This is a genomic window from Rathayibacter sp. AY1C5 (assembly GCF_002931705.1).
Taxonomy (GTDB): domain Bacteria; phylum Actinomycetota; class Actinomycetes; order Actinomycetales; family Microbacteriaceae; genus Rathayibacter.
In genome coordinates, this window is the sequence record NZ_PSWD01000001.1 from 301,093 (window position 1) to 318,883 (window position 17,791).

Genomic DNA, 17,791 nt, shown 5'->3' on the forward strand with positions numbered 1-17,791 from the left:
GCCTGTGACAGCATGGAGGGGATGACCGACGCAGCTCAGTGGCCCCCGCCCGCAGGGCGTCCGGACGACGCGGCCGTCCCGGCGCAGGACGGCGACCGGCGCAGGCCGCTGCCCGCTCCCGTCGCCCCGGCCTGGTCGCCCGCGCCGCCGAGCGCAGGCCCCGTACCACCCGCTCCCGCCGGGGGCTCCTGGTCGCCCGCCGGCGCCGGCCCCTGGTCGCCCGGACGCCCAGCGCCCGGCTGGACTCCCCCGCCCAAGCCCGGTCTCGTGCCGCTGCGCCCGCTCGGCTTCGGCACCCTGCTCGGCGCCCCGTTCCAGGTCCTCCGCCGCAGCCCCCGCACGACCCTGGGCGTCGCCCTGCTGGTGCAGGGCCTCGGGTCGGTGCTCGCCCTGGCGGTCTACGGCTTGATCGCGGTGCTCGCCGTCGGGCGCATCGCGCAGGCGGAGTCCGCCGACCGCGACGCCGTCGGCGCGGGCTCCCTCGCGGTCGTGGTCCTGGCCGCCCTCATCCCCCTCGCCGTCTCGCTCGCCAGCGGCGCTCTCGTGCAGGGCGTGGTCGTGCTCGAGGTCACCCGCGGCGTCCTCGGCGAGCGGGCGACCTTCCGACAGCTGCTCGCCCGGCTGCGGGGCCGCTTCTGGGCGCTGATCGGCTGGACGGTCCTGCAGGGCGTCGGCTACCTCCTCCTGGTGCTCCTCGCCGTGGCGCTCGCCGTGCCGCTGTTCGTCATCGGAGCGATGGACGGGACGTCGAGCGCGATCGTCGGCGGGATCCTGGTGCTCGTCGGCTCCGGCCTGGTCGCCCTCGCGCTGGGGGTCTGGCTGTCGACGAAGCTCGCCCTGGTTCCGAGCCTGATCGTCGTCGAGCGGCTGCCGCTGCGCCGTGCGGTGGCGCGCTCCTGGCGGCTGGTGGCGGGCGGCTTCTGGCGCACCTTCGGCGCGCTCGCGCTGATGACCGTGATCATCCAGGTCGCCGGCCAGATCGTGGCCACGCCGTTCAGCCTGCTCATCCCGATCGCCGGCGCCCTGATCGCCCCGACCGACCCGGACGCGCAGCTCGTCACCTCGCTCGTGGTGACGATCGCCTCCGTCGCCGTGGGCTTCGTGATCGGCGCCGTCGGCACCGTGCTCCAGTCGGCCGTGACGGGCCTCGTCTACCTCGACCGACGGATGCGCCGCGAGGGCTTCGACCTGGTGCTGATGCGCCACGTCGAGGAGCGCGCGGCGGGCCGCCCCTCCCCCGATCCCTTCCCCGTGCCGGAGCGCCCGTGATCCTCGCCGCGGCCCCTCTCGAGCCCGACGCGGAGCAGGCGCGCCGACTCCTCCTCGAGGAGCTCGCCGACCCGCGCTACCGGGCGGCCGAGCCGACCCTCTTCGACCGGGTGGTGCAGGCGGTGCGCGACTGGTTCGCCTCCCTCACGCTGCAGGGCGACGGCCCGCCGGTGCCGATCGCCGCCGTGATCGGCGTGCTGGTGCTGGTGGCGCTCGTGGTCGCCGCGCTCGTCATCGCGGGACGGCCCCGCGCCGGTCGCCGCAGCACCGTCACGGGAGCGGTGCTCGCCGACGACGACACCCGCTCGGCCGCGATCCTCCGCTCGCTCGCCGAGGCCGCGGCCGCCCGCGGGGACTGGGACGAGGCGCTCGTCGAGCGCTTCCGCGCCCTGGTGCGCTCCCTCGACGAGCGGACCGTCCTGCGGGTCTCGCCCGGCACGACCGCGCTCGGCCTGGCGTCGCGCGCCTCTGCGGCCTTCCCCTCCTCCGCCGCCGCGCTGCGCCGCACGGCAGACGACTTCGACCGCGTGCGCTACCTCGGGCAGCCCTGCGGCCCGGCCGAGTACGAGCGGGTCGCGGCTCTGGACCGCGAGCTCGCCGCGGCCTCGCCGGTCCTGGACGCCCTGGCGGCGCCCCGGTGAGCGCCGACACGGTCTCCAGCCCGACCCTCGGCGCGCTGCTGCGCCGCGGACGGGTGTGGGTGCTCCTGCTCGTGATCGTCGCGGTCGGCACTCTGCTGCTCACCGTCGCGACCGGGACCCGGGTGGTCGCCCCGGACCTCGACGTCGACAGCGCGACCCCGGACGGCGCCCGCGCGCTCGCCCAGGTGCTGCGCGATCAGGGCGTCGAGGTCGTCCGCGCCGACGACCTGGACTCCGCTCTCGCCGCCTCCTCCCCGGACGCGACACTGCTCGTCGACGACCCGGACGTGGCCCTCGACGAGGCCCAGTACCGCCGGCTCGCCCGCGCCTCGGCATCGCTCGTCCTGGTGACCCCGGGAGGAGCCGCGCTCGACGCCCTGCTGCCGGACGTCCGCTTCGCCGGCTCCCCGGCCGGCGACGGCCCCTTCCGCGCCGAGTGCCCGCTCCCGGCGGCCGAGCGCGCCGGGACGCTCCCCGCCGGAGGGAGCACGTACCGGATCCTCGACGACGGCGACGCGGTCGGCTGCTTCCCCTCGGGCGACGACGGCTTCCTGCTCGTGAGCACCGGGTTCCCGCAGGGCGCCGACGTCACCGCGATCGGCGACGCCGACCTCCTCCGCAACGGCACCATCGGCCAGGACGGCCGCGCCGCTCTCGCACTCGGACTGCTCGGCGGTGAGGACCGGCTGGTCTGGTACCGCGCCGGAGCCGCCGACTCGGCGAGCACCGCCCCTGCACCCGCCGACCTCGCCCCCGGCTGGGTGACTCCGGCTCTCCTGCTGCTGGTGGCCGTGTTCGTCGCCTCCGCCGTCTGGCGCGGCCGCCGGCTCGGCCCGCTCGCGGTCGAGCCGCTGCCGGTCGTCGTGCATGCGAGCGAGACGGCCCGCGGCCGCGCGCGGCTCTACGCGCGCGGAGCCCTGCGGCCCCGCGCCCTCGACGCACTGCGCATCGGCACCCTCCGGCGGACGGCCGCGCTTCTGGGACTCGCTCCGGCGACCGGGGTCGACGAGATCGTCGCCGTCGCCGCCGAGCGCCTCGGCCGCGATCAGGCCGCGCTGCGCCGGCTGCTCGTCGACGACCTGCCGGGCGACGACGCCGCCCTCGTGGCCGCCTCCGACGAGCTCCTCCGCTTCGAGAGCGCGCTCCGCGCCGCCCTCTCCCCGACGACCGCCCGACGACCGGAAGGCCCCTCCCGATGAGCGACACCACCCCCTCCGCCCGCGACGGAGCGCCGGTCTCCGACGACGACCTGCGCGCCGAGCTCGACCGGGTCCGCTCGGAGGTCGGCCGCGCGGTCGTCGGCCAGGACGGCGCCGTCTCCGGGCTCCTGATCGCCCTCCTCGCGGGCGGCCACGTCCTGCTCGAGGGCGTCCCCGGAGTCGCGAAGACGCTGCTCGTGCGCGCCCTGTCCGTCTCGCTCGGCCTCGACACCCGCCGGGTGCAGTTCACGCCGGACCTGATGCCCGGCGACATCACCGGCTCCCTCGTCTACGACGCCTCCACCTCCGGCTTCGCCTTCCGCGAGGGCCCGGTCTTCACGAATCTCCTGCTGGCGGACGAGATCAACCGCACGCCGCCGAAGACCCAGGCCGCGCTGCTCGAGGCGATGGAGGAGCGCCAGGTCAGCGTCGACGGGCGCACCCTGCCTCTGCCGGACCCGTTCCTCGTCGCCGCCACCCAGAACCCGGTCGAGTACGAGGGGACCTACGTGCTCCCGGAGGCCCAGCTGGACCGGTTCCTGCTCAAGCTCGTGCTCGACATCCCGCCGCGCGACGTCGAGGTGGAGGTGCTCTCGCGCCACGCCGCGGGCTTCGACCCGCGCGACCTCGACGCCGCGGGCGTGCGACCCGTGCTCGACGCCGCCCGTCTGCGCGCCGCCCAGGCCTCGGCCCGGCGAGTCGGAGCCGGTCCCGACGTCCTCGGCTACATCGTCGACCTCGCCCGCGCCACCCGCGAGAGCCCGAGCGTCAAGCTCGGCACCAGCCCCCGCGGCTCGACCGCCCTGCTCGCGGCGTCCCGCGCCTGGGCCTGGCTCAACGGCTACGGCTCGATCACCCCCGACCACGTGCAGGCGATGGTCCTGCCCGTGCTGCGCCACCGCATCCAGCTGGAGCCGGAGGCGGAGCTCGAGGGCGTCCGCACCGAGGCCGTCCTGGGCGGGATCCTGCAGCAGGTCCGCGTCCCGGTCTGAGCCGTGCACCTCACCGGACGCAGCGTCCTCGTCCTCCTCGTCGGCCTGGTGCCGGTCGTCCTCCTGGGCGGCCGCCCCGAGGTCGCCTTCGCCGTGCTCGGCCTCTGGCTCCTGGCCTGGGCGGTCCTCGTCGGGATCGACGTCGCGGTCGCGGGCTCGCCCCGGGCCGTGGTGCTCGAGCGGCGGGTGCCGGACCGGGTGCGGCTCGGCGAGAGGGCCGAAGCGACCCTCCTGGTCACGAGCACCGGCCGCAGGAGGATCACGGGGGTCCTCCGCGACGCCTGGGAGCCCTCGGCCGGTGCCCTCGAGACCCGGTCGCCCCTGCGTCTGCCGCCGGGCGAGCGCCGCGCGGTGACCACGGTCCTGGAGCCGATCCGCCGCGGCGAGCGCCGGGCACTCCACGTCACCATCCGCTCCCGCGGGCCGCTCGGGATGGCCGGCCGCCAGGCGACGCGGGCCGCGCCGGCCGTCGTCCGGGTGCTGCCCGCCTTCCGCTCCCGCCGCCACCTGCCCTCGCGCCTGGCGCGGCTGCGTGAGCTGGAGGGGCGGACCAGCGTGATGATCCGCGGCCAGGGGACCGAGTTCGACAGCCTGCGCGAGTACGTCCGCGGCGACGACGTCCGCTCGCTCGACTGGCGGGCGACCGCGCGGCGCCGGGAGCCGGTCGTCCGCACCTGGCGCCCGGAGCGCGACCGGCGCGTGATCGTCGTGCTCGACACGGGCCGCACGTCCGCCGCACGGATCGAGGACGAGCCGCGCCTGGACACGGCGATCGAGGCGTCGCTCCTCCTGGCGGCCCTCGCGGCCTCGGCCGGCGACCGGGTCGACGTGCTCGCGTTCGACCGCACCCGGCGAGCCCGCGTGCACGGCGCGACCGGCACGGAGGTGCTGACCCGCGTCGTGGACGCCCTCGCCCCCGTGCAGCCCCAGCTCATCGAGACCGACTGGGCGGCGGTCCCCGCGCAGGTGCGCACCCTGGCCTCCCAGCGCTCGCTGGTGGTCCTCCTCACCGCGCTCGACTCGGTCGGCTCGGCGGAGGGGCTCCTCGCGGTGCTCCCGCAGCTCACCCGCGTGCACACGGTCGTGGTCGCCTGCGCGCTCGACCCCGAGCTGCAGCGGATGGCGGAGGACCGGAGCGACCGGGCCGCGGTCTACTCCGCCGCCGCCGCGGAGCGCTCGCTCGCGGACGTCGACCGGCTCTCGGCCGCCGTCCGCCGTCTCGGCGGGGACGTCGTGCTCGGCAGCCCCTCCGCGCTCCCGCCGGCGCTCGCGGACCGCTACCTCGCGCTCAAGGCGGCCGGACGGCTCTGACCTGCGAGAGGGGCCGTCGTCGGTCCCGGGAGCGCTGATCGACGGCCCCGCTCCGACGGCCGCGCTCGTCCGGCTCGGCTCAGCCGGCCGCGATGCTCCGCGACCCGGCCTCGAACCGGTCGAGGTCGCCCGTCTCCCCCGCCCGCACCGCGCGCCCGCCGACGACGATCATGTAGAAGAGGAACGCGCCGAGGGCGAGCGCCCCGATCCCGATCTTGAGCCACCAGGGCCAGGGTGCCGGAGTGACGAACCCCTCGATCACTCCCGAGACGAGCAGCACGAAGACCAGGCCGATCGCCACCGTGAACAGGCTCCGCGCGTCCTCGGCGAGCGCCTGGCCGCGGGTGCGCGCGCCGGGAGCGATCCAGGCCCAGAAGATCCGCAGGCCCGCGGCCGCGGCGACGAACACGGCCGTCAGCTCGAGCTGTCCGTGCGGCGCGATGTAGAGGAAGAACGTGTCGCCCTCCCCCACATGGAACATCACCGCGATCGACGTGCCGAGGTTCTGCGCGTTCTGCAGCAGGATGTACGGCACGTAGACGCCGACGATCCCGAAGGCCACGCACTGCGCCGCGATCCAGGCGTTGTTCGTCCAGACCTGCCCGGCGAACGAGGCGGCGGGGTTCTCGGAGTAGTAGTCGATGAAGTCGCCCCGGGCGAAGCGCCGCAGCTCCTCGTCGTCGCCCAGCGCGGCGAGCAGGCGCGGGTCGCCGAGGATCCAGAGCGCGTAGAGCGTCGCCACCACCGCGGTCGCGAGGGCGACGGCGAGCGTCAGCCAGCGCAGCCGGTGCAGAGCGGCCGGGAGCGAGAGGACGACGAAGCGGGAGACCGCGGCGAGCGGCTCGTCTCGCGTGCCGGTCAGGCGTCCCCGAGCCCGCGAGAGCGAGACGGCGAGCCGAGTGCCGACGGCCGTCGATCCGGCGGTGGAGGAGATCGTGGCGAGGTCCGCGGATGCCGCCTGGTAGCGCTCGATCAGCTCGTCCGCCTCGGCTCCGGTCAGGCGGCGCCTGCGCGAGAGCTCGTCGAGGCGGGTCCACTGCGCAGTGCGGGCGGCCGAGAGAGCGTCGATGTCCATCTCCTGACAGGATAGCCAGGCACGCCGCCGAGGCCGAGCATCCGGGAGGAGCACCGTGGAGGAGCAGCGCACCGAGTTCGACGACGCCGACCTGGTCACCGGCGAGGCGATCGCGCTCGAGGTGCCCGTCACCTCGTTCGTGCTCCGCGCGGTCGGCGCGATCATCGACCTGATCGCGGAGCTCCTGCTCGCGCTGGGCCTGTTCCTGCTGGTCTCCTCCCTCTCCGGGGACGGCGGCCTGGACCCCGCCGCCTCGGCCGCCGTGGCGATCGCGGCCCTCGTCATCGCCGTGGTGATCGTGCCGGTCACCGTCGAGACGGCCAGTCGCGGCCGCTCGCTCGGGAAGCTCACCGTCGGCGCTCGCGTCGTCCGCGACGACGGCGGTTCCATCGGCTTCCGGCACGCCCTCGTGCGCGGCCTCACCGGCGTCCTCGAGATCCTGATGACCTTCGGCGGGCTCGCCGCGGTCGTCGGCCTCCTCTCGCGCCGATCGCGCCGTCTCGGCGACGTCCTCGCGGGCACGCACAGCCAGCTCGAGCGGGTTCCCCGCGCGGAGCCGCTGGTCGTCGAGATCCCGGAGCCGCTGCGGGGCTGGGCCGTCACGGCGGACACCGCGCGCCTCCCCGACGCCCTGGCGCGCCGACTGGCGCAGTTCCTCCGCCAGCGCCACGGCATGACGGAGCCGTCGCGCTCGCAGCTCGCCGCCGCGCTGGCCGACGAGACCGCGGTCCACGTCTCCCCGCTGCCCGCCGCGCCCGCGGAGGACTTCCTCCTCGCCGTGGCCGCACTCCGCCGGGCGCGGGAGGAGCGCGCCCTGCTCCTGTCCGACCAGCGCCTCGAGCGGCTGGCCCCCGTGCTCTCGAGCACGCCGCGCGGCTTCCCCGAGCGGCCCTGACGCGCGCGGCAGCGGCCTAGGCGGGCCCCGCGCCGTAGCGGACGGTCTCCCAGCCGCGCGGGACGAGGAGCCGCCGGTCGTGCTCGGCGCAGAGGTCGTAGCCGTGCGGATCCGGCGCAGGACTCAGCGGCCCGACCGCCACCAGCGAGTCGCGGTAGTCGTAGGTCAGCGTGACGACGGCCTGCGCGCGGCAGCCCGTCCGCGAGCAGTGCCGTCCGGTCATCGCCGCCCACAGTAGCAATAGGCTGGAGCCATGCCCCGTGCTCGTCGTTCCGCCGCTCGCCCGACGAGCGGGTCGCGCGGAGGCTCCCGCGACCGGCACGGCCGCGGCGCACGAGGGCCGATCACCGGTCCGCACCTCCCCCTGCTGCAGACCCGCTCCGACTTCTTCGAGGCGACGATCGGCTCGGCCTTCGACTACCTCCGCGGCACCTGGCCGGAGGAGCTCGCCGGCATCCGCGTCGACGTCGCTGCGACTCCCGACGTCGACCCCGACCGGCTGCAGGGCACGGGCATCGCGCGGTGGCGCGTCGACCACGCCGCGCGCCGCATCACGCTCTACCGCGTGCCGATCGAGCGCCTGGCGAAGCTGCACCGCCGCGACGAGTGGCACCAGCGCATGCTGATCGAGAGCTACGTGTTCCGCGCCGTCGCGGAGCTGCTCGGCCGCGACCCGTGGGACATCTCCCCGGACCGCTACCGGCACCCCTGATGCGCCGGCAGCTCTGAGGCGCCGGCACCGCCGAGGCGCCGCCGCCCCGCGTCTCAGTGCGAGTAGACCTTGATCGGCGAGGAGAGCGGTCCCGGCGGGACGATCGTGTACGAGGCGATCCGCCCGTCGCGCGCGATCGAGACCGAGGCCTGCACCGGCTGGGTGCTGCTGACGACCGCGCCGTCGCCGTCCAGCGGGGTCGCGAGAGCCGCGAACGGGCCGAGCTCGAGCGTGCGGGTGCCGCCCGGGGCCTCGATCTCGACCGAGGCGGTCGAGTCGCTGCCGTTGACCAGGTGCAGTCGCGCGTCGCCCTCGCCCGTGCCGGCGACGCCGAAGGGCGTCGTGGTCGCGGTGCCGGAGGCGAACCAGGCGAAGTCCGTGCCGGCCGAGCCGGTCGAGGTCGTCCGCCCCGCCGCGACGATCGGCTGATCGGCCCGCAGGACGATGCGGTAGGAGCCGTCCGCCAGGCCCGTGAGCGGGACCTCGCCGACGAGGCCGGCGGGGACGACGACCTGGGTGGAGGCGCCCGACCCGCTCGGGTCCTCGTTGGTGACCTCGACCGAGACCGTGCTGTCGGCGTCGCCGGGGGTGAGGATGCGCAGCACGGGGCTGCCCGCGCCGCCGCTGCCGTCGTCGCTCGCGGTCTCGGCCGGAGGCGACGTGACGGTGAAGCCGGCGATCACGGCGAGTGTGTCCGGGCCGGCGGAGGGGCCGGTGGTCTCGACGCCCTCCGGGGTGAGCCCGGAGATGGCGCTGCTCTGCATGCTCGCGGCGACCTCGCCGCCCCGTGCGGTCACGTGCACGACGGGCTGGACGACCCCGGGGGCGAGCCCCGCGAGCGGGAGCGCGCGGACCGCTCCGGCCGGAACGACGATGCCCGTGGCGCCGGTGGCCTGGACGGTGCCGGTCTCGGAGAAGAGCGTGAGGTCGACGGTGGAGGCGACCTCGCTCGGGTTCGCCAGGATCAGCACGGAGGTGCGCCCGACGTCGGTCGAGCCGGCCACGAGCCAGCTGTCGGCCGAGGGCTCGGCGCAGGCGCGGGCGGACAGTCCGGAGAGGGTGTCCGTGCCGATGGCCTGGACGGTGGCTCCACCGGGAGCGGGGTCGGAGCCCGCGGGCACGCTCAGACCGGTGATGCCGGTGCCCGGTGCGGCGACATCGTCCTCGTCGAGGACCGTGGGGTCCGAGGTGGAGCCCTCGGGCCGGACCGCGGTCGCCGCGCCGTCGAGGGCGCGCAGCTGCTCCGGCTCTCCGGCGTCGATCAGATCGCCGCCGCAGACCAGCGAGCTGTCGGCCGCGACGGGCGTCACGACGACGCCCTCCGCGGCGCTCGAGACCAGGGGGGACGGGAGGAGCTGGGGCACGACCACGGCGGCCGCAGCGATCACGACTCCGGCCGCGCCCACCGCACCGCGCAGGGCCGTCCGGCGCCGACGGGCGGCCGAGGGTGCGCGATCGGGCGTCGATGCCGCGGAGCGATCGGCGCGGCGCTCCGCGCGGGAGCGGCGGGCGGAGGACTCGGGCATCTGCTTCTCCTGGTCGGCGGGGTCAGACATCGTCGTTCCCGTCGTCGAACTGGCCGGTGGCCTCGCCCGGCTCGTCGTCGATCCCGGCGACCGCGCCGCTGGAGCGGCCCCGCTCGAGCGAGAGCCCGGTGGGCACCGCCAGCAGGAGGGCGACGACGAAGACGAGGAGGAGGGCGATCGTGTAGGCGATCCCGAAGGGCCCGACCACGCCGGACGGAGCGGCCTCGGTGCGGGTCCCCTCGGTGTCGACGGCCGTCCAGAGGAGCCCGTAGCGGGTGTCGCCGACGGCCGAGAACGCCGCGTTGCCGTCGAGGGAGACGGCCGCCCGCGCGCGCACGGCGGCGGCCGCGTCGCCGACCTGGGTGCCGGCCGGCTCGGTCAGCACGACGAAGCGCACGCCGAGGCTCTCGAGCGCGGAGGGGACGTCGTAGCCCGTCCGCGAGACGAGGTTGCCCGCCAGCTCGTCGATCGCGTCCGTGCTCTCGGCGCCGGTGTTCGCGAGGGTCGACTGCTGGTCGAGGGTCGCGCCCGCTCCGCGCTCCAGCCGGGCGAGGACGCCGCCGTCCGCCTGCGGGACGAGCACGATCGTGCCCACCCGCGGGTCGTTCCGGGCCTCGGCCGCCACGTAGGCGGGGAGCGAGCGGTCCGACGTGGTCGACACGGACGTGCCGGCGCCGGACGGGAAGGCCACCGCGAGCGGACCGACCATTGCTGCTGCCGCGGCCGTGACGACGAGCGCCGGCACCACGCGCACGGAGCGCACGGCGGCGAGCGAGAGCGACGCGCCGATCACCAGGCCGAGCCAGTAGAGGCTGAGACCGGTGCCGCTCCAGACGGAGACCGCCTCGGAGCCGGTGGTCGCGACCTGCACGCCCTGGGCGAGCGAGGCGGTCACGAGACCCGCCGCCGCGACGCCGACGCCGCCGAGGGCCGAGAGGTTGTTCGGGAGGAGGAGGGCGGCCAGCGCCGCGACGATCAGCGGCACGACGAGCACGGCCGTGACCAGCGGGGCGGCGGAGGCGCCGATCCCCAGACCGCCGAGGAACGCGAGCCATCCATCGGGCAGACCGGCCGGGAAGCCGGCGAGCAGCGCGACGAGGTCCGACTGCGCGGAGGGCAGCGGGACGCCCGGATCCGCGAGGACGCCGAGCCAGTCGCCCCGCGGTGCGCGGGCGACCACCAGCGGGAAGAGCAGGACGGCCGCGGGGATCGGCAGGCCGAGGAAGCGGCCGATCCGCCGCCCCGAGGTGGCGACGACGACGAGCCAGATCACCAGGAGCGGCACGGCCAGCACCGGCGCGCACGCGACGACGGCCGCAGCCAGGATCGAGGCGCTCGCGGAGGCGGACCAGGAGCGGTACGCGCCGAACCCGGCGAAGAAGAGCCAGGGAAGCAGCACGTGCACCAGCAGCGGGGCGGGGCGCCCGTCGGCCTGCGCGGCGAAGAAGGCGGGAGCGAGGATGTAGACGAGGGCTCCGGCGGCGCGGGCGGTCGCGCGCGGGGTGAGCCGCGCGATCATCAGCCAGGCGCCGAGGGCGGCAGCGGGGAGCGCGACGAGATAGAGCAGCACCATCGAGTAGCTGGGCGACCAGAAGGTCAGCGAGCCGAGCACGGCGAGGACGGCGGCGAACGGGTCCGCCGCGCCGATGAACCCCGAGCCGAGGTCGCGCCAGCCGTAGGCCGCGTTGCGCCACAGCTCGCCGACGGTCGGCGAGAGCGTCAGCAGACCGCCGCCGCTGAGCGCGGGAGCAGCGAGGAGCGGCGTGTAGACCACCAGGCCGGCGAGCGCGGCGATGAGGACGACCCACACTCCCCCGCCCTGGAAGAAGTGCAGCGGATGGCGGTCCCGCCCAGCCTGCACGCGCACGGCGTCGTGGCGCACCGAGCGCAGCTGCCGCACCACGTCCAGCGGGATGCGCAGCGGCGCGACGGCCTTCCAGCCCACGTTCTTCGACGAGCGGAGAACGGCGCGGGCCCGCAGCACCTTCGTCCCCCCGAAGGCGACGACGAGGGCCGCCAGCAGCTCCCCTCCGACCAGCCCGGGCTGCTTGCGCAGCAGGCGCACGACTGCGCGGCCGATAGCCAGGGGGACGAGCGAGAGCCAGTGCACGAGGAGGAGCGCGACGGGCGCGTAGGCGAGCCGGCGGTGCAGCTGCGCGGTGCGGTGCTGGCGCGCGCGGCGCCGCTCCCCGCTGTCGATGCGGCGGCCGTCGGGGCGCTGCAGCCCGATGCGGGCGGTGGTGACGCGGGCGTCCGGCACGCGGCTGACCCGGTGCCCGGCGAGCCGGGTGCGGATCGAGAAGTCGAGCGCGTCGTCGACGACCGGCAGGCCGGGGTCGAAGCCGCCGAGCTCCTCCCAGAGGGAGTGGCGCACGAGCATGCCGCCGGCGGCGACGGCCAGGACGTCGGGCGTGGAGTCGTGCTGGCCCTGGTCGAGCTCGTCCTCGACGAGGTGGACGGTCGTGCCGTGCTTGGTGATCGACTCGCCGTAGCTGCGGATGTAGCCGGAGCGCGTCCAGTCCATGATCTTGGGACCGGCGACGGCGACGGAGGGGGCGACCTCGACGGCTCCCAGCAGCGCCGCGAGGGCGCCGGGCTCGGGGGCGGAGTCCTGCGCGAGCAGCCACAGCCACTCGTCCTCTCCGGCCGGCGGCTGCATCACGCGGACAGCGCGGGCCACGGCCTGGCCGAAGGGGAGGTGCTCGGCGACCTGCACGAGCTGCGTCGGACCCCAGGACGCGAGGAGCTCGTCGGTCGTGTCCTTCGAGCCTCCGTCGACGAACACCGTCGCATCGGGCTGACGGGTCTGCGCCCGCAGTGCCGCGAGGGTTCGTTCCAGATAGGCCGCGCCGTTGCGCGCGACGAGGACGGCGGTGACTCGTGGATACATCGCGGACCACCCTAAGCGATGCCGCCGCGCCGCCCGCCTGCGGCTCGCCGCCCCGTCGGTCGGGTCGCGGCGAGGAGGGGACTAGGCCCGGCGGCGCAGCTTCCGGCGCTCGCGCTCGGAGAGGCCGCCCCAGATGCCGAAGCGCTCGTCGTTCTCGAGCGCGTACTCGAGGCACTGCGCCCGGACCTCGCACGAGGTGCAGATCTTCTTGGCGTCGCGGGTCGAGCCGCCCTTCTCGGGGAAGAAGGCCTCGGGATCGGTCTGCGCGCACAGCGAGTCGACCTGCCAGGAGAGCGCGCCCCCCGGCGCCTCGGTCGCGGTGTCGATCCCGGGTCGGACCCCGGGCACGCCCAGACGGACCGGATCGACGAACCAGTCCTCGGGGACTCCGGAGTGCTGTTCCGGAAGCGTCATGCCGTCTCCTACCCCGCCTGCGAACCGATGATCGGCGGCCGCTCCTCCCGGAGCCGCTGCCTAGGTAATTACAGCGGTGTCATTCGCTCAGGTCAAGTCGCGGACCATAAACCCTCAACCCGCCGTGGAGGGTTCACGACACACCGGCGTGTCGCGAACGTGAGATCCGATCAGGCCGTCGCGGCGCTCCGTGCGCGCCATGCGCTCTCCACCATCTCGGCGACGGTGTGCCGCATCTCCCAGCCCAGGTCGCGGGCCGCCGTCTCACCGGAGGCGACGATGCGGGGCGGATCACCCGGCCGCCGCGGGGCGACCTCGGGCGTGAAGGCGATGCCGGTGCTGTCGGCGATCGCGCGCATGATCTCCCCGACGGAGGCCCCGGATCCGCTGCCCAGGTTGTAGACCGGGTCGATCGGCTCGCCGGCGGCCAGGCGGCGCGCCGCGGCGACGTGCGCGAGCGCCAGGTCCGCGACGTGGATGTAGTCGCGGACGCAGGTGCCGTCCGGTGTCGGGTAGTCGTCGCCGTTGATCCGGGGCGTGCGGCCGTCCAGCAGCGCCTCGAAGACGAGGGGGAAGAGATTGTGGGGGCTGGTGTCGTAGACGTCCGGGTAGCCGGACCCGACGACGTTGAAGTAGCGCAGGGAGGCGTGCCTGACGCCGTGCGCCCGCCCCGCGTCCGCGAGCAGCCACTCGCCGATCAGCTTCGACTCGCCGTAGGGCGACTCCGGGCTCTTGGGGGTGTCCTCGGTGACGATCTCGACGTCGACCGCGCCGTAGACGGCAGCGCTCGAGGAGAAGACGATCGAGGAGACCCCGGCGCGCTCCATCGCCGCCAGCACGCGCATGGTGCCGGTGACGTTCTGCTCGTAGGTGTGCAGAGGGCGCTGCACCGAGACTCCGGCGTACTTGAACCCGGCGACGTGGACGACGCCCTCGATGTCGTGCTCGGCGAGCACGCGGTCGAGCAGGGCCTCGTCGAGGATCGAGCCCTGGCGGAACGGGACGCCCTCGGGCACGAACGACGCGTGCCCCGAGGAGAGGTCGTCGAGGACGACGGGGTCGATGCCCTGCTCCGAGAACGCGCGCACCACGTGCGCCCCGATGTACCCGGCTCCCCCGGTGACCAGCCATGCCATGTGGATCCTCCTCGGTGCGGGCCCGCGACTCCGCGCGCCGGAAGACACCCTAGCGGCGGGGATCGACGGCGTGGATAGGCCGGATGACGACGTGACGCGATATCCTGCCGTCGTGCTCCGCTCCGTCGCCCTCCTCGCCCTGCCCGGCCTCGCGCCGTTCGAGTTCGGGGTCGTCTGCGAGGTGTTCGGGATCGACCGCGGCGCCGACGGAGGTCCCGCCCTCGACTTCCGGATCGCCACTCCCGATCCGGGCCCCGTCCGCACGAGCCTCGGATTCGACCTGCTGATCGCCGATGGTCTCCACGCGGCCCGGGACGCGGACCTGATCGCCGTCCCCGCCCACGGCCGCGGGCCCGCCGACGAGCGGGTGCTCGACCTCCTCCGCGAGGCTCACGAGCGCGGCGCGTGGATCCTCAGCGTCTGCAGCGGGGCCTTCACCCTGGCGCAGGCGGGCCTGCTCGACGGTCGGCGCGCGACCACCCACTGGATGCACGCCGCGGAGCTCGCCCGGCGCTTCCCCTCCGTCACGGTGGACCCGGAGGTCCTCTACGTGCAGGAGGGGCGCATCGTGACGAGCGCGGGCACCGCGGCCGGCATCGACGCGGCGCTGCACGTGGTGCGCGAGGAGCTGGGCGCGACGGCGGCGAGCGTCGTCGCCCGGCGGATGGTCGTACCCCCGCAGCGCCACGGCGGGCAGGCGCAGTACCTGCGGACCCCCGTTCCCGAGGCGCGCGCGGACTCGCTGGCCGAGGTCACCGAGTGGATGCTGGAGCACCTCGACGAGGACCTCTCGATCGAGGCGCTGGCCCGTCGGGCCCTGATGGCCCCCCGCACCTTCGCGCGCCGCTTCCGGGCCGACCTCGGCACGACTCCGCTCGCCTGGCTCACCCGCCAGCGCCTCCTCCGGGCGCAGGTGCTGCTGGAGGAGACGGAGCTGACCCTCGAGGCGGTCGCCGCGCGGGTCGGCTTCGGCACGGCCGCGGTGATGCGCCACCACTTCACGCGCGTCCTGCGGACCACGCCGGTGGCCTACCGCCGCACCTTCGCCGCCTGAGCGGCCGGGTCGTTGGAGGGGTCAGACCGTCGCGACGAAGAGCGTGCCCCGTCCGGTGACGGCGAGAGCGCCCTCCGACGGGGTCACGAACACGCTGCCGCCGCGCTCGACGCGGACCGAGCCCTCGGCGCCCTCGAGCGAGAACGAGCCCTCGGTCGCGATCGCGATGGCGGGCCCGTGCAGGGCGACGCGGGCCGGCTCCTCCGACGCCGGCTGCACGACGGCGAGCACGAAGTCGGGGACGTCCGGACGGTAGACGCGCACGCCCGGTCCGGCCTGCTCGGCCGGGAGGTAGGGCACGGGCAGCGGCGAGAACTCCAGCACGCTCACCAGCTCGGGCACGTCGATGTGCTTGGGCGTGAGGCCCCCGCGCAGCACGTTGTCGGAGGCGGCCATCAGCTCCACGCCCGTGCCCGCGAGGTAGGCGTGGATGTTGCCTGCAGGCAGGTAGAGCACCTCGCCGCGGGCGAGGCGGACGCGGTTGAGCAGGAGCGAGAGCACGATGCCGGGGTCGCCCGGGTAGCTCTCGGCCAGGTCCCGGACCGTGGTCGTCTCGAGGCGGTCGTCGCCCGTGGACGCCGCGACGACCGCGGACACCAGCGCGGCGACCTCGGCGCGGTCGCCGTCGGCGAGCAGCCACGACAGGGCGCCGCGGAGGACCTCCGAGGGCTCGCCCTCGAGCGTCCGGGCGAACCGCGCGATCGCGGCCGCCTCCTCCGCCGGGGCGCGCCCGGCCAGCTCGGCGAGCAGCGCCCGGGCGTCCGCCGGCTCGCGGAAGCCGCAGAGCGCGTCGAAGCTCTCGCTGAGCGCGTAGATCAGCTCGGGCTTGTGGAACGGGTCCTTGTAGTTGCGATCGGCGGCGTCCCGCGGGATGCCGGCCTCCTCCTCCTCGACGAACCGGCGCCGGGCCCGCTCGGACGAGGGGTGGGCCTGGAGCGACAGCGGCCCGCCCGCGGCGAGGATCTTGAGCAGGAACGGCAGACGGGGAGCGCCCGAGACCGGATCGACCGACCCCTCCACTCCGGCGAGCGCCGCCTCGGGGTGCTCGCCGATCCACTCGGCGAGCGTGCCGGCGCCGACCGAGGCGGGGTCGAGGATGCGCGCGGGCGAGCCCGGGTGCGCGCCGAGCCAGAGCTCGGCCTCGGGGGCGCCGGAGGGCGCGGTGCCGAGGGCCTCCGAGATGCCGGTGAGCGAGCCCCAGGCGTAGTCGCGGGGGGTGTTGCCGATCGGGATGAACACGGGAGCGCTGGCCTTCCGTCCGAGGGGTGGGTCCGAGCCGCTCAGCCGGACGCGCCGGGGCCGCTCCGCTGCGACGCTAGCAGGATCCACAACGCGGGCCCGGGAGGAGGGCCCGCCTGTTGGTGCTCTCCGCCAGAGGACGCGGCACTCGCAGGCGCGCTTCGTACGCTGGGAGTCGCAGCACTGTCGCCGTCGGAGCGGTCGCCGTGCCGCATCCGACGAGCGAGGGAGCACAGAGCATGGACAGCACGACCTTCGAGACCCTGGGGGCCGACTTCTACGGGTTCGAGGCGGCGCTCACGCCCGCCGAGAAGGAGCTGCTGGTCGGCGTCCGCGCGTTCCTCGAGGAGCAGGTGCGGCCGATCGCCGACGAGTACTGGGAGCGCGCGGAGTTCCCGCGGCAGCTGATCCCCGGGATCCACGCCACCGGCGTCATCGGCCTCTCCTGGCCCGAGACCCGCGCGATCGAGAACTCCGCCGTGTTCCGCGGCTGGGTGGCACTCGAGCTGGGCCGGGTGGACGCGGGCATCGCGACCTACGTCGGCGTGCAGAACGGCCTGGTGATGGGCACGGTCGGCGTCGCCGGCTCCGAGGAGCAGCGCGCCGAGTGGCTGCCGAAGCTCGCCTCGGGCGAGGTCGTCGGCGCCTTCGGCCTCACCGAGCCGCACTCCGGCTCCGACTCCGCCCAGGGCCTGCGCACCACCGCCCGCCGGGACGGTGACGACTGGATCCTCGACGGCGAGAAGCGCTGGATCGGCAACGCGACCTTCAGCGACGTGACCGTGATCTGGGCGAAGGACGCGGAGGACGGCCAGGTGAAGGGCTTCCTCGTCCCCACCTCGACGCCGGGCTACCGCGCCACCGCCATCGCGCGCAAGCAGAGCCTGCGCACGGTGCAGAACGCCGACATCGTGCTCGAGGGCGTCCGCGTCCCGGAGTCGCTGCGCCTGCAGGGCGCGAACTCGTTCCGCGACACCGCGAAGGTGCTCCGGCTCACCCGTGCCGAGGTCGCCTGGCAGGCCATCGGCGTCGCGATCGGCGCCTACGACGCGGCGCTGCGCTACGCGAAGGAGCGCGTGCAGTTCGGCAAGCCGCTCGTCGGGCACCAGCTGATGCAGGACCTCCTGGTCAAGAGCATCGGCAACATCACGGCCAGCATCGCCCTGGCGACCCGCGTGTCCGAGATGCTCGACGCCGGCGAGCAGCGCGACGAGCACTCCGCCCTCGCGAAGGCCTACGCGACGGCCCGGATGCGCGAGACCGTCGCCTGGTGCCGCGAGGTGATGGGCGGCAACGGCATCGTCCTCGACTACGGCGTCGCCCGCTTCTTCGCCGACGCGGAGGCCCTCTACTCCTACGAGGGCACCCGCGAGATGAACACGCTGATCGTCGGCCGCTCGATCACCGGCACCGCCGCGTTCGTCTGAGCCTCCCGTCC

Annotated in this window: 16 protein-coding genes; 9 read left to right on the plus strand and 7 right to left on the minus strand. The window is 75.2% G+C overall.

What is annotated here, in order from left to right:
• Window positions 1-21: 21 nt before the first annotated feature.
• The 5 genes from C5C57_RS01360 to C5C57_RS01380 are packed head-to-tail and all read left to right on the plus strand — an operon-like array spanning window position 22 to window position 5,412.
• On the plus strand, window positions 22-1,269 hold the full coding sequence (locus C5C57_RS01360; RefSeq protein ID WP_146082323.1) for a hypothetical protein: 1,248 nt from the start codon (window positions 22-24) through the stop codon (window positions 1,267-1,269).
• Window positions 1,266-1,910, plus strand: a complete 645-nt coding sequence (locus C5C57_RS01365) for a DUF4129 domain-containing protein (protein ID WP_104232800.1) — start codon at window positions 1,266-1,268, stop codon at window positions 1,908-1,910. The genes C5C57_RS01360 and C5C57_RS01365 overlap by 4 nt, the downstream gene beginning before the upstream one ends.
• The gene (locus tag C5C57_RS01370; RefSeq protein WP_104297199.1) at window positions 1,907-3,109 is read left to right on the plus strand and encodes a DUF4350 domain-containing protein; all 1,203 of its coding nucleotides are present in this window, start codon (window positions 1,907-1,909) and stop codon (window positions 3,107-3,109) included. The genes C5C57_RS01365 and C5C57_RS01370 overlap by 4 nt, the downstream gene beginning before the upstream one ends.
• Window positions 3,106-4,101: a MoxR family ATPase gene (locus C5C57_RS01375; protein ID WP_104224137.1), complete on the plus strand. Its 996-nt coding sequence runs from the start codon at window positions 3,106-3,108 to the stop codon at window positions 4,099-4,101. The genes C5C57_RS01370 and C5C57_RS01375 overlap by 4 nt, the downstream gene beginning before the upstream one ends.
• A gap of 3 nt (window positions 4,102-4,104) precedes the next feature.
• Entirely contained in the window at window positions 4,105-5,412 is a 1,308-nt protein-coding gene (locus tag C5C57_RS01380; RefSeq protein WP_104246665.1) for a DUF58 domain-containing protein, read from the plus strand.
• Between the two features lie 79 nt (window positions 5,413-5,491).
• On the opposite strand, the gene C5C57_RS01385 is transcribed toward C5C57_RS01380, so the two are convergent.
• The gene (locus C5C57_RS01385) at window positions 5,492-6,487 is read right to left on the minus strand and encodes a stage II sporulation protein M (RefSeq protein ID WP_104224139.1); all 996 of its coding nucleotides are present in this window, start codon (window positions 6,485-6,487) and stop codon (window positions 5,492-5,494) included.
• Window positions 6,488-6,542: 55 nt separating this feature from the next.
• On the opposite strand from C5C57_RS01385, the gene C5C57_RS01390 reads away from it, so the two are divergent.
• Window positions 6,543-7,382, plus strand: coding sequence for an RDD family protein (locus tag C5C57_RS01390; RefSeq protein WP_104224140.1), 840 nt, complete (start codon window positions 6,543-6,545; stop codon window positions 7,380-7,382).
• A 16-nt stretch (window positions 7,383-7,398) separates the two neighbouring features.
• Here the strand turns inward: C5C57_RS01390 and C5C57_RS01395 are convergent, their stop codons facing one another.
• Window positions 7,399-7,605, minus strand: a complete 207-nt coding sequence (locus C5C57_RS01395) for a DUF3499 family protein (RefSeq protein WP_104224141.1) — start codon at window positions 7,603-7,605, stop codon at window positions 7,399-7,401.
• A 30-nt stretch (window positions 7,606-7,635) separates the two neighbouring features.
• Between C5C57_RS01395 and C5C57_RS01400 the strand changes: the two genes are divergently transcribed.
• On the plus strand, window positions 7,636-8,094 hold the full coding sequence (locus C5C57_RS01400) for a metallopeptidase family protein (protein WP_104224142.1): 459 nt from the start codon (window positions 7,636-7,638) through the stop codon (window positions 8,092-8,094).
• A gap of 53 nt (window positions 8,095-8,147) precedes the next feature.
• Here C5C57_RS01400 and C5C57_RS01405 read toward each other — a convergent pair whose 3' ends face one another.
• The 4 genes from C5C57_RS01405 to galE form a co-directional block, all read right to left on the minus strand.
• Window positions 8,148-9,650: a DUF5719 family protein gene (locus tag C5C57_RS01405; RefSeq protein ID WP_146082325.1), complete on the minus strand. Its 1,503-nt coding sequence runs from the start codon at window positions 9,648-9,650 to the stop codon at window positions 8,148-8,150.
• Entirely contained in the window at window positions 9,643-12,510 is a 2,868-nt protein-coding gene (locus C5C57_RS01410) for a glycosyltransferase family 2 protein (protein ID WP_104246667.1), read from the minus strand. The genes C5C57_RS01405 and C5C57_RS01410 overlap by 8 nt, the downstream gene beginning before the upstream one ends.
• 81 nt (window positions 12,511-12,591) lie before the next feature.
• On the minus strand, window positions 12,592-12,924 hold the full coding sequence (locus tag C5C57_RS01415; RefSeq protein ID WP_104224145.1) for a WhiB family transcriptional regulator: 333 nt from the start codon (window positions 12,922-12,924) through the stop codon (window positions 12,592-12,594).
• Window positions 12,925-13,094: 170 nt separating this feature from the next.
• Entirely contained in the window at window positions 13,095-14,060 is a 966-nt protein-coding gene (gene galE, locus C5C57_RS01420; protein ID WP_104246668.1) for a UDP-glucose 4-epimerase GalE, read from the minus strand.
• Between the two features lie 112 nt (window positions 14,061-14,172).
• Between galE and C5C57_RS01425 the strand changes: the two genes are divergently transcribed.
• On the plus strand, window positions 14,173-15,114 hold the full coding sequence (locus C5C57_RS01425) for a GlxA family transcriptional regulator (RefSeq protein WP_104246669.1): 942 nt from the start codon (window positions 14,173-14,175) through the stop codon (window positions 15,112-15,114).
• A 21-nt stretch (window positions 15,115-15,135) separates the two neighbouring features.
• On the opposite strand, the gene manA is transcribed toward C5C57_RS01425, so the two are convergent.
• Window positions 15,136-16,353, minus strand: coding sequence for a mannose-6-phosphate isomerase, class I (manA, locus tag C5C57_RS01430; RefSeq protein ID WP_104246670.1), 1,218 nt, complete (start codon window positions 16,351-16,353; stop codon window positions 15,136-15,138).
• Between the two features lie 239 nt (window positions 16,354-16,592).
• Here manA and C5C57_RS01435 point away from each other — a divergent pair, with 239 nt between their 5' ends.
• Window positions 16,593-17,780, plus strand: coding sequence for an acyl-CoA dehydrogenase family protein (locus C5C57_RS01435; protein ID WP_104246671.1), 1,188 nt, complete (start codon window positions 16,593-16,595; stop codon window positions 17,778-17,780).
• The last annotated feature ends 11 nt before the right edge of the window (window positions 17,781-17,791 follow it).

Excerpts from the sequence above, each read along its gene's own strand:
- C5C57_RS01435 (WP_104246671.1), top strand. The coding sequence starts at position 16,593 with ATGGACAGCACGACCTTCGAGACCCTGGGGGCCGACTTCTACGGGTTC.
- C5C57_RS01400 (WP_104224142.1), top strand. The coding sequence starts at position 7,636 with ATGCCCCGTGCTCGTCGTTCCGCCGCTCGCCCGACGAGCGGGTCGCGC.
- C5C57_RS01395 (WP_104224141.1), bottom strand. The coding sequence starts at position 7,605 with ATGACCGGACGGCACTGCTCGCGGACGGGCTGCCGCGCGCAGGCCGTC.
- C5C57_RS01405 (WP_146082325.1), bottom strand. The coding sequence starts at position 9,650 with ATGTCTGACCCCGCCGACCAGGAGAAGCAGATGCCCGAGTCCTCCGCC.
- C5C57_RS01410 (WP_104246667.1), bottom strand. The coding sequence starts at position 12,510 with ATGTATCCACGAGTCACCGCCGTCCTCGTCGCGCGCAACGGCGCGGCC.
- C5C57_RS01415 (WP_104224145.1), bottom strand. The coding sequence starts at position 12,924 with ATGACGCTTCCGGAACAGCACTCCGGAGTCCCCGAGGACTGGTTCGTC.
- C5C57_RS01360 (WP_146082323.1), top strand. The coding sequence starts at position 22 with ATGACCGACGCAGCTCAGTGGCCCCCGCCCGCAGGGCGTCCGGACGAC.
- C5C57_RS01385 (WP_104224139.1), bottom strand. The coding sequence starts at position 6,487 with ATGGACATCGACGCTCTCTCGGCCGCCCGCACTGCGCAGTGGACCCGC.
- C5C57_RS01375 (WP_104224137.1), top strand. The coding sequence starts at position 3,106 with ATGAGCGACACCACCCCCTCCGCCCGCGACGGAGCGCCGGTCTCCGAC.
- galE (WP_104246668.1), bottom strand. The coding sequence starts at position 14,060 with ATGGCATGGCTGGTCACCGGGGGAGCCGGGTACATCGGGGCGCACGTG.